Raw genomic sequence first — 8,839 nt, forward strand, 5'->3', positions numbered from 1 at the left:
GTCACTCCTTCTCGGACGGCGTGGACGACGGCGGAGGCGTCGGGTCCGACCGGCGCGGCGCCGAGGGCGGCGGAGCTTGCGGTGACGCGGATGACGGCGCGGGCCGTGCCGGAGGGTTGGCCTGCGCCGGTGGGACGCGCGGTGGCGATGTCTGCTCGGCCGCCGCGCCCGCGTGGCTCTCGGCGGTCCCGCCGACAGCGCCGCCGAGCTTTGGCCCGGCGGTCGCGGCACCCTTGACGACTGCGGCGCCCGCGACCATCGCCGCGCCGACCGGCCCCGCCGCCGCGCCTGCCCCCGCGGTGCCGGTTCCCGCGCTCGCTCCTGCACCGGCTCCGGTCGAGGATGCGGCGGCCCCGCCTCCAGCCGTGGCCGCGCTTGAGCCTGCGGCCGAGGCTGGCGCGTGGGTTGCACCGGACCCGCCCGATCTGCCGCCGGGGGCGGCTCCGCCGTCGAGCACCTTCTTGGCGCTGTCGGCGGACGGGGTGGACGGGATCGGGATGGGCCGGTTGAGCGCTGACTTGGCCTCCTGCTCGGAGCTCATCGCGTGGTACATGTCGAAGCCCACGAACGACAGGAACTTGTAAGTGATGTACGGGGCGAACGCGGCGATGAACATGAGCACGACGCCAGCGATGGGGTTGCTGATGGAGGCGAGGTCGGCTTCGATGGGTGCGGAGACCTGGCCGATGGCGACGAGGAAGATCACGACCAGCACGAGCTTGGAGAAGATCAGGGCGATCACGAACGCCGCCCATTTGGCGAACCAGCCCTTGGTCGCATCCCATGTCGCACCGGCCAGGGCGATGGGGCCGAACACGACCGCGACCAACAGCAGGGCTTTGCGGATCAGCAGAGAGAACCAGACGATCGCCGCCGCACTGATGGCGAGGCCGGCGAGGAAGATCGTGAGGATCGCGCCGACGCCGGGAGCGGCGATGTTGATGCCCGCGAGCCCTGTGGCGAGGAGAGCGATCTGGGTGCCCATCGTCTCCATCGAGTTCCCGGTGGCCTGCACGATCCCGACCGCGAGCTGGTCGGTGACCTCCAGCAGCAGCGCCGTGAGGGTGATGACGAGGAACGATCCGAGGACGCTCTTGGCGAGCCCGAGGGCGGCGCGAGAGAGGGCGGTGGGGTCGCGGTGGATGAGGCCGGTGATGAGCTGGAGGCAGAAGAAGATCAGCATCACGAAGATCGCGACGCCGAACAGCACGTTGTAGACGCCGACGTACTCGGCGCCGGTCACATCGACCAGGGTGGCCGTGTCGAACACGGTCCACACGGCCTCGAACAGCCACGCGGCCGCTCCTGCCATCGCCTGCCCGAGCCAGTCGAACGGGGCGGCGACGAGGGAGGCAGCCCCCTCGCCCATGGCGTCGCAGACGGAGGAGATGACCGGGACATCGCAGATACTCACCGCACCCACCTCCGCCGGAGGTACGCGGTTCGGGTGGTCATCAGACAGCCTGCCCGACGCCCCAGAAGAAGTTGATGAGCGTGACTGCGGCGCCGCAGATGATCGCCGCCCCGCAGCTCACGAGCACGCCTACCTTGCCGCGACTGGCGAGGTGGGGGTTGGAGCTGTTGGCACCGAAGCCCCACACGATCGCCGAGATGATGAGTGCGAGGACGCTGAGGATGAGCCCGACTGTCATGACGGCCCCGACGATGATGCGCAGTTGCTCGATCCCAGGGAGGCCGGACGAGTTGGGGTCGATGTCGATCACGATTGCTCCTTGACGGTGACGAGACGGGGTTCTCGCTCGTCTGGTGTGCGACGCTCATCCAGCGGACGCGCGCGGGCCGATCAGAGCTGGGTGCCGAGGTCGAGGAGGAAGTTCATCCAGGCGACCGCGGCGCCGGCCAGGGCGGCGGCACCGACCGACACCCATAGGCCGGTGCGGGACTTCGTGGCGGCCTGGTAGTTGCCGTGTGCGGAGCCGATCGCCCAGACGATGGCGCAGACGATGAGCATCAGGACGGCGGTGATGAGCACGAACGTCAGCAGTGCGCCGACGATGGACTGCAGCTCGGCCGCGCCGCCAACGCCGTCGAAGTCGGGGAACACGTCCATCAGGCGCCTCCGGCCGTGCAGGTGGCGAGCGCCGTGTCGCTGGCGGCGACGCCTTCGGTGCCGTGCTCGGTGAGCCAGGCGTCGGAGTCGACCGGATCGGCTCCTTGCCCGCCGGGGTGGATCTCCAGGTGCAGGTGCGGGCCCGTGGATTTGCCGGAGGAGCCGACATCGCCGATGTGCTGCCCCGCGGCGACCGTCTGCCCCTCGGTGACGTGGATGCCGGTCTCCCACATATGGGCGTAATAAGACGCGACTCGTTCCCCGTTCACGGTGTGCTCGATGATGACCAGGCCGCCATAGTTGCCGGTGTACTCGGCGTGCACGACGACCCCGTCGGCGACGGCGAGGATCGGGGTGCCGTCCGCGGCGGCGAAGTCGGACCCTGCATGGAACGCCCGTTCCCCGGTCATCGGGTCCACACGCCACCCGAACCCGCTGGTCCGCACCCAGGCCCCCTCCGGCAGCGGGAACACCAGCTGGGTGGTCTCCGGCACCACCGGCGCCTCACCCGACCCGTTCCCGGTACCTGTGGGGCGGGTGAGGGCGGTGAGGATCGCCTCGGCGATGGGCTGGTAGTTCTGATACCGGTCCGGGTACGCCGACACCTCGACCGCCTGCACCGCCTCACCCGGGTCCAGGCCCTCCCAGCCGGGGATGTCTAGCAGACCCCGAGGGGACGGGTAGTTCGGGCCGGACGGGCCGCCGTAGAACGCGCGGGCCTGATACTGCGGGGCCATGAGCTCAGCCACGGTGCCCCACCCAGATGCGGGCCGCATCTGGAACAGACCCAGCGAGTCGTGGTCGGACCCGTCACCGTCGTTGGGGTAGTCCGCCGACTCGGGATACGCGCCGGTGTTGGCGAGCATCCGCAGGCCAGATTCGGTGAGCGCGGCCATCAACGCGATCACCACACCCGTCCTGCCGACCCCGGGAGTCTGGCCGCCGGTGATGATGATCGTGGCGGCGTGAGTGAGCTGGGTGCGGTTCAGCGTCACCGTGGCCCCGTCCCGCGTGGTGGTGGTCAGCGAGTCGGGGATCGGGCCGACCAGCAGGGAGCCGGGCGGGCAGGTCGCGGTCGCGGCAGGGTTCAGGAGGGTGGCGACGCCGAGGAGCACCGTCGAGGGCGCGAAGAACAGCACCGCGACGAGCAGGACACCCAGTTTCCGCATCACAACGACACCGGTTCTCAGCGGAGGGGGTGGTCGAGCTCGGACAGCCGCAGCAGCTCACACAGCCCCGCCCCGCTGCGTCCCGAGTTCGGGGGCGTGCAGGTCATGAACACCGTGAAGGCCACCGGTCGGGATGCTTCGGCCGGGGTGGTGTCCCAGATGCCGTCGCGGTGCCGGGTGCCGGTGATCGTGTACGCGGCCGCCCCGTCGGGGATCTGCCCGGGCGCGGCCTGCGCGATCGCGGTCTCCCACGCGTCGGGAACGAACACATCGTCGATGGTCAGCCGCTGGCGGGTCTGGTATTGCCGCAACTGCATCCACGCCTCCGCGGTGGGGAGGTAGGCGCGGACGTCGGCGACCAGTGCATCCGCCTCGGAGTCGTGGGCGACATCCGCGAGCACCTGAGCGTAGTCGGCGGGACCATACCCGGACGCGGTGTCCCAGGTGAACAGCGCCGTGGCCACGTTGCGGGCGAACGCCTCCGGGCCACCGAGCGGTGACACCGCCTCAGGCGCCGGAGTCTCCGGCCGCCCCGGGTTTGCGGTCACGGACGGGGACGGCCGGTCGACGGTCTCGGGTTCGGGTGTGGCCGGGCCGCGGAGGAGTCCGTAGACTCCGACGCCGACGAGGATCAGCAGGGCAAGGCCTCCGGCGGTTGCGGCGATCAGCAGACGGCGGCGGCGACGATCGGCAGCAGGGTCCATGCGCGAATCTCCCTTCCAGGCGAGCGACAGGGGGTCGTGTCGCTGGGTAGGTGCACCTGCACAGCCACTGGTTCAGGCGCTCTGTTCGCCCCGGGCCTGCCGGGCCGTGCGTGCGGCGTCGGCGAACGCGATGGTGCCGGAGAGGGTCTGCTCGAACCGGTCCCATTGCTCATCGGTGAGCGCCGGGCCGACCAGGGCAGGGTCGTAGTGGGTCCACCAGGAGACCATGTCGTCCCAGGTCGCCGTGAACACGCTCAGCGGGAAAGGCACCGGTTCACCCGTCTCCACCGCCGTCAGCACCGGCCGACGGCCCTTGCGGCCGGTGGCTTTCGCGGCCTTCACGCGGGCGAGCGCCGCCTTTGCCAGCGCGTCCAGCTCCGCGGCCTTCGCTGCGCGCTCGGAGTCCCGTACGGCCGCAGCCTCGGCCCGAGCGCGTTCGCGTAGCTCGGCGGGCTGGGTTTGGTCGGTGGCGAGGTGGTCGAGTTCGGCGAGGGATAGTTCCGCGTTCACCCGCAGATGCGAAGGATGGACGCTCCCGCCTGCGCGAAGGCGTGCGATCTCCTCGGCGGCCTGACGGCGCACCGCGTCGGGCTGGGACTCGTCGGCGGCGAGGTCTTCGATCCGGCCGATGCGTTCCAGCGACTTGTGAGAATCCCGCCCGGTCACCATCTTCGCCGCCTGCACGCGCGCCTCACCGGAGGGCGTGTCCCACGGTCCCGGCAATTTGCCGGGACCGTCTTCTCCCGCGTCGTCGGCGGGCCGGAACCGGGTGGCTTCCTGGCGACGAGCGGCATCCTCGGCCAGCAGGGCTTTGAGCTCCCGGTAGAGGCCGGCGGCCTCCAGCTGGGTGAGGGGTTTGTGGAGGAGGTTGTCGTCCTGCTCCGCCAGCAACTGCCCGAGGCGGTCCGAGACCCCGGACCGCACCCACACGTTCACGGTCTTCCAGGCGAGCTGCTTGATCGCAGCCAACCGTCGAGCGCCGCAGATCAGATGCCCTTCAAGGGTGATCGTGATGGGCTGCAGGAGGCCGCCCCGGCGGATCGACTCGACCAGTGGGGCGAGGTCCCCGAGTTCGTGGCGGTGCCGAGCCCCGACGACGATCGACTCGACGGTGCGTTCCAGCTCGATATGTCCGGCAGGTGTGCTCATGGCTCCTCCGGTCCCGGATCGATCCCTGGGGCTGCGAGACCCGTAGCCAGCACGAGGTCGTCGTCCAGGAGCAGGGCCCGCAGCGGTTCGCCGATCAGCAGTCGCAGCAGCACCCCACGGCCCGCGTTCGTGTGCGCGAGGGCAGAGTCGGGCACACCGAGTACGACCCGCAGCAGACCGGTCCAGGACGTGGCGGGGAGGTCGAGGAGGGCGCGGGCCTGGCGGTCCCGCCGCAGCGCCTCGAACGCCGAGGAGCGAGAAGGTGCCTGCGCGAGCCGGGCTGTGATGTACTCCACCGCGGCGCGTGCCGTGTCCGGCCGCCAGCCGAGCAGGCAGAGCAACGCGATCGTGTCCTCCACCGCCGAGCCCACATCTACCACCGTTACGGCTTCATCCGGTGGTTCCTCGTCGGTGTCGGTGAACGGGTCGACGTGGAACGCAGGGTGGTAGTCGGACAGCGGGTTCTCCCGGTCGCTGAACCGCTCCGCATCGTGGAACACCGAATAGCGGGGTCGACGGGCCCGCTGGACGGAGCAGAGCAGCCCGTTGCCGCGCTCCTCACCGACGCAGGTCACCTTCACCGCCCGCGTCACCACCGCCCACGGATCATCCGCCCGTCGCGTGGCAGCGCCGCGCATTGCCTCGAACGCTGCCGACGCCGCCTCCCACGGGTCCAAACCGTGCTTCTTCGCCAACGCCCCGTATCTCTGCGCCGCGTGCCGCATCAGCGCGGCAGCTTCCGGGTCGGTGCGCCACGCGTCGCGGCCCGCGTCGTGCAGGCGGTTCAGCAGGGCACGCAGCGCCTCAGAGTCTTCGAAACGATCCCGCGCCGTACGGGCTGTTGTTGGTCGCATTCCGGCACCTCCTGAACAGGAGGTGCGCACACGGCCGCAGGCAGGCCCGGTCCGCGTTCTCCTGTCGGGGGCGTACATGAGTCACCCCAACCCGATCCCGGAACGAGACGTCCACGAGAACCGCGCTCCGGCTCCTCGACCGAACGCCGACACCGGCGGCAACCGGCGCGCCCGGTCGCTGAAGCCCGCGGCGGCCTGGCGCACACCACGCCCGGTCGCTAGGGTCGCCCCCACCGGCAGCCGCCGGGCGCGGCGGGCAAGCTCCGCCTGAAAGTCCAGCCCGAGCCCCGCGATCCGCCCCGACCGTGATGTCAGCAGCTCGCTCGGACGTACCCAGTCCACCCCAGAAGGGCGCCGCGCCGCCGTCCGTGCGACGCCGGTCAGAGACGGGTCCCTGTGCCGGGCAAGCTCCGACACCTCGGAGGCTTCTGCAGCTTCGCTACGCGGCAGGTAGATGGCGGAGGTGCGGGGCGCGGACGATGGGGTGACGGTGTGCTTGCTCATGGGGTCAGGTCCTTCGGGTTCTCCTGCACATCAGGTACGGTCGGCGTCGCTGCGAACCAGCGGCCGACCGTCGACGGTGCGACCTTCAGATGACGGGCGATCGCCTTGTTCGACCAGCCCTCCTCTCGCAGTCGCGCCGCCGTCCGCCGCCGCCCCACCGGCTCCGAGGCGCCCCGGTCCGGGACGTCCGCCACCGCCTCGGGCTCCGAGGCGGAATCGGCAGGTCGGGAGCGGACCAGCACGACCGTCAGGTGCGTGGACGCCAGCAGCACCAGCGGCGGCACGGCGGCGACGGACGCAGCCAGCACGGCGGGCACATCCGCGTCGGCGGCGACGATCGCGTGCAGGGCGTTCGCGGCGACTGAGATCAGCGCACCACCAGCCAGCAGCGACCACGGATACCAGGCCGTGCGTCGGCCCGCGAGGGCCACGACTGCGACGGTGGCCACGACGATCAGCCCGTCAACGATCATCGGCCACGCCCACGCCTGCCCTGCAGCGACCCCAGAACGACGGGCGAGATCGGCCAGAGCGGTGAACGAGAGCCAGAACGCGCCCGCGGCGATCAGCACCGTCCCCGCGACCGCGACAACCACCGCCCCCCGCTGACCCCATGACCGTGTCTCGTCGATCATGAGAGCACCCCGCCTCTGACCGGTGCCGCTCTGCGCTGCGCATCGTTGCGCGGTGCGACGGCGATGCCAGTCCGAGGGGAGGTGGCGCCGACGGTGCGGTAGGCGGAACGGATCGTGGTGAACACCTCGCTGGGTGGCAACCCGGCGTGCTCCGCCGCTGGCCCCAGCATGTCCAGCGCCGACACAAGTGGGGCGCCGGTCTCTGCGAGACGGCACGCGGCCCAGAACAGCCCACGGTTACGTTCGCCCTCCCGGAGCGCAGCGACCCACACGGTTAGCCGGCGCGCATCCTGGGCCCGTGACCCACCATCCGGCCGGAACGGGTGTTCGGGGCGTGGGGTGAGGAAATCTCGCAACGCCAACGCGTCTATCGGCCCGGGGGTGGACTGTGGTCCGCTGATCAGCTCGTACGTGCCCAGGAGATGCTCCGCCACCGGGATCGTCGAGGGAGGCACGATGACGTAACCGCCAGTCCCACGGAAGTCCAGATGCGCGCGGGCCACCTGCCACGACCGCTGAGGCCGTCCCGGCTCGTCCGGGTAGTAGGCGTGCATCCCGCCTGACGGCGTGCGTACCAGCGCCGACCATCCGCCCGCGAGCCCCGCCTTCTGGGCGCGGTCGAAGGCGGCAAATCCTGACGAGGTGGTCCTCCGGTCCACGTCCACCACCTCCACGCCCGACGCCGCGCCGGTTGGCACACCGATGTTTGCGGCAGGCCACCGCCGCCACCATGAGGCGACCTGCCGCGCCGCCGCAGTCGCCTCATGGAAACCGTGTTCGACCAGCGGGCGCTTGCCACCCGGTACGCATGGGAACACCGGCACCCCGCCCGTAGCGATCCGCGCTGCGGCGTCCGGCAGCGGCATCCCCGCAACAGCGGCGAACAGACGCGCGGGGTCCATCACAGACTCCTCGCCGCGCCACCCACCTCTGAACGGCGTTGCCCGAACGGTGCCGACGGTATCCGCTCGGCATGAGGTCGTGTCTTCACGCGGGTCAGACCAGGCGGGAGCCCGTCGCCGAGCTGAACCGTGTTGAGTGCGTCGAGAACCACACCCGCTGTCTTCCGCACCCGTTCGCCGGTGGCGTGCACCACCTCGGCGGGGTTCTTGTCCGCGACCGTCCCCGCCCATCCTGCGACGTAAGGAATCGTGTATGAACCGGTGTCGATGCCATGCGCGGCGCCGATCATCAACGCGACCGACTCCGCCTCGACCTCGCCGATCCCACGGTGCCCCGCCCAATCCGGGTTGCCGGGGCCGTGGAGGCGGACATGGGCGAGTTCGTGCGCGAGCGTCTTCACCTGCGCGGCCGCAGCCATGTTCGACCGCACAGCGACAGTACGTGCCCCGTAGTCGGTCAGGCCGTTCGCGCCGCCGATCATTCCCTCGTGCTCGACCCTCAGCACCCGGTACCCATCCGCCTCAACCAGCGCCGCCAGTCCCGCCCATAGCCCCGTCGGCGCGTCGCCTTCCAGCAGCCGCGGCACGGGCCGCTCGGGAATCGGATCGCCCGAGGTCTGCGAGACATCCCATACATGGGCCGTTCGCGCGGCGACCATCCGCGAGCGGACCGCCTCGCCGGGGCGGGGCTTCTCGAACCTGCTGAGTCGCCGCCAGGACTCTGGATCGTGCGGCGTCAAGGACGCGAACTGACCCGTCACCGGCGCGAAGATCATGTAGCCCGGCTGTCCCTTCGACACCTGACGGCCAAGCGACTGCCACTGCCTGTACCCGGCGACATACGTCGGCTC

11 protein-coding genes are annotated in these 8,839 nt (G+C 70.7%); all 11 read right to left on the reverse strand.

Annotated elements, in window-relative coordinates:
- Window position 1: 1 nt before the first annotated feature.
- Window positions 2-1,414 (reverse strand): conjugal transfer protein TrbL, encoded by a 1,413-nt coding sequence (locus B4F19_RS04005; protein ID WP_286793464.1) that lies wholly within the window; start codon window positions 1,412-1,414, stop codon window positions 2-4.
- 40 nt (window positions 1,415-1,454) lie between these two features.
- Window positions 1,455-1,724: a DUF6112 family protein gene (locus tag B4F19_RS04010; RefSeq protein ID WP_022883069.1), complete on the reverse strand. Its 270-nt coding sequence runs from the start codon at window positions 1,722-1,724 to the stop codon at window positions 1,455-1,457.
- A gap of 80 nt (window positions 1,725-1,804) precedes the next feature.
- The gene (locus tag B4F19_RS04015) at window positions 1,805-2,071 is read right to left on the reverse strand and encodes a DUF6112 family protein (RefSeq protein WP_286793465.1); all 267 of its coding nucleotides are present in this window, start codon (window positions 2,069-2,071) and stop codon (window positions 1,805-1,807) included.
- Window positions 2,071-3,240: a M23 family metallopeptidase gene (locus B4F19_RS04020; protein ID WP_286793466.1), complete on the reverse strand. Its 1,170-nt coding sequence runs from the start codon at window positions 3,238-3,240 to the stop codon at window positions 2,071-2,073. Before B4F19_RS04020 ends, B4F19_RS04015 begins: the two co-directional genes overlap by 1 nt.
- Before the next feature lie 17 nt (window positions 3,241-3,257).
- The gene (locus B4F19_RS04025; protein ID WP_286793467.1) at window positions 3,258-3,944 is read right to left on the reverse strand and encodes a hypothetical protein; all 687 of its coding nucleotides are present in this window, start codon (window positions 3,942-3,944) and stop codon (window positions 3,258-3,260) included.
- A 72-nt stretch (window positions 3,945-4,016) separates the two neighbouring features.
- Window positions 4,017-5,093, reverse strand: coding sequence for a ParB N-terminal domain-containing protein (locus B4F19_RS04030; protein ID WP_286793468.1), 1,077 nt, complete (start codon window positions 5,091-5,093; stop codon window positions 4,017-4,019).
- Entirely contained in the window at window positions 5,090-5,947 is an 858-nt protein-coding gene (locus B4F19_RS04035) for a hypothetical protein (RefSeq protein ID WP_286793469.1), read from the reverse strand. Before B4F19_RS04035 ends, B4F19_RS04030 begins: the two co-directional genes overlap by 4 nt.
- 81 nt (window positions 5,948-6,028) lie before the next feature.
- Window positions 6,029-6,451 (reverse strand): hypothetical protein, encoded by a 423-nt coding sequence (locus tag B4F19_RS04040; RefSeq protein WP_286793470.1) that lies wholly within the window; start codon window positions 6,449-6,451, stop codon window positions 6,029-6,031.
- Window positions 6,448-7,086, reverse strand: coding sequence for a DUF2637 domain-containing protein (locus tag B4F19_RS04045; RefSeq protein WP_286793471.1), 639 nt, complete (start codon window positions 7,084-7,086; stop codon window positions 6,448-6,450). The genes B4F19_RS04040 and B4F19_RS04045 overlap by 4 nt, the downstream gene beginning before the upstream one ends.
- Window positions 7,083-7,988, reverse strand: a complete 906-nt coding sequence (locus tag B4F19_RS04050) for a bifunctional DNA primase/polymerase (protein ID WP_286793472.1) — start codon at window positions 7,986-7,988, stop codon at window positions 7,083-7,085. The genes B4F19_RS04045 and B4F19_RS04050 overlap by 4 nt, the downstream gene beginning before the upstream one ends.
- Window positions 7,988-8,839: ImmA/IrrE family metallo-endopeptidase (locus B4F19_RS04055; RefSeq protein ID WP_292732933.1), on the reverse strand; the 852-nt coding region annotated here is incomplete at its 5' end. The genes B4F19_RS04055 and B4F19_RS04050, both read right to left, overlap by 1 nt.

The sequence above is a fragment of the Microbacterium sp. UBA1097 genome (assembly GCF_002313585.1).
In the GTDB taxonomy this organism is placed as follows: Bacteria; Actinomycetota; Actinomycetes; order Actinomycetales; family Microbacteriaceae; genus Microbacterium.

Excerpts from the sequence above, each read along its gene's own strand:
- B4F19_RS04015 (WP_286793465.1), bottom strand. The coding sequence starts at position 2,071 with ATGGACGTGTTCCCCGACTTCGACGGCGTTGGCGGCGCGGCCGAGCTG.
- B4F19_RS04020 (WP_286793466.1), bottom strand. The coding sequence starts at position 3,240 with ATGCGGAAACTGGGTGTCCTGCTCGTCGCGGTGCTGTTCTTCGCGCCC.
- B4F19_RS04025 (WP_286793467.1), bottom strand. The coding sequence starts at position 3,944 with ATGGACCCTGCTGCCGATCGTCGCCGCCGCCGTCTGCTGATCGCCGCA.
- B4F19_RS04030 (WP_286793468.1), bottom strand. The coding sequence starts at position 5,093 with ATGAGCACACCTGCCGGACATATCGAGCTGGAACGCACCGTCGAGTCG.
- B4F19_RS04035 (WP_286793469.1), bottom strand. The coding sequence starts at position 5,947 with ATGCGACCAACAACAGCCCGTACGGCGCGGGATCGTTTCGAAGACTCT.
- B4F19_RS04040 (WP_286793470.1), bottom strand. The coding sequence starts at position 6,451 with ATGAGCAAGCACACCGTCACCCCATCGTCCGCGCCCCGCACCTCCGCC.
- B4F19_RS04045 (WP_286793471.1), bottom strand. The coding sequence starts at position 7,086 with ATGATCGACGAGACACGGTCATGGGGTCAGCGGGGGGCGGTGGTTGTC.
- B4F19_RS04050 (WP_286793472.1), bottom strand. The coding sequence starts at position 7,988 with ATGGACCCCGCGCGTCTGTTCGCCGCTGTTGCGGGGATGCCGCTGCCG.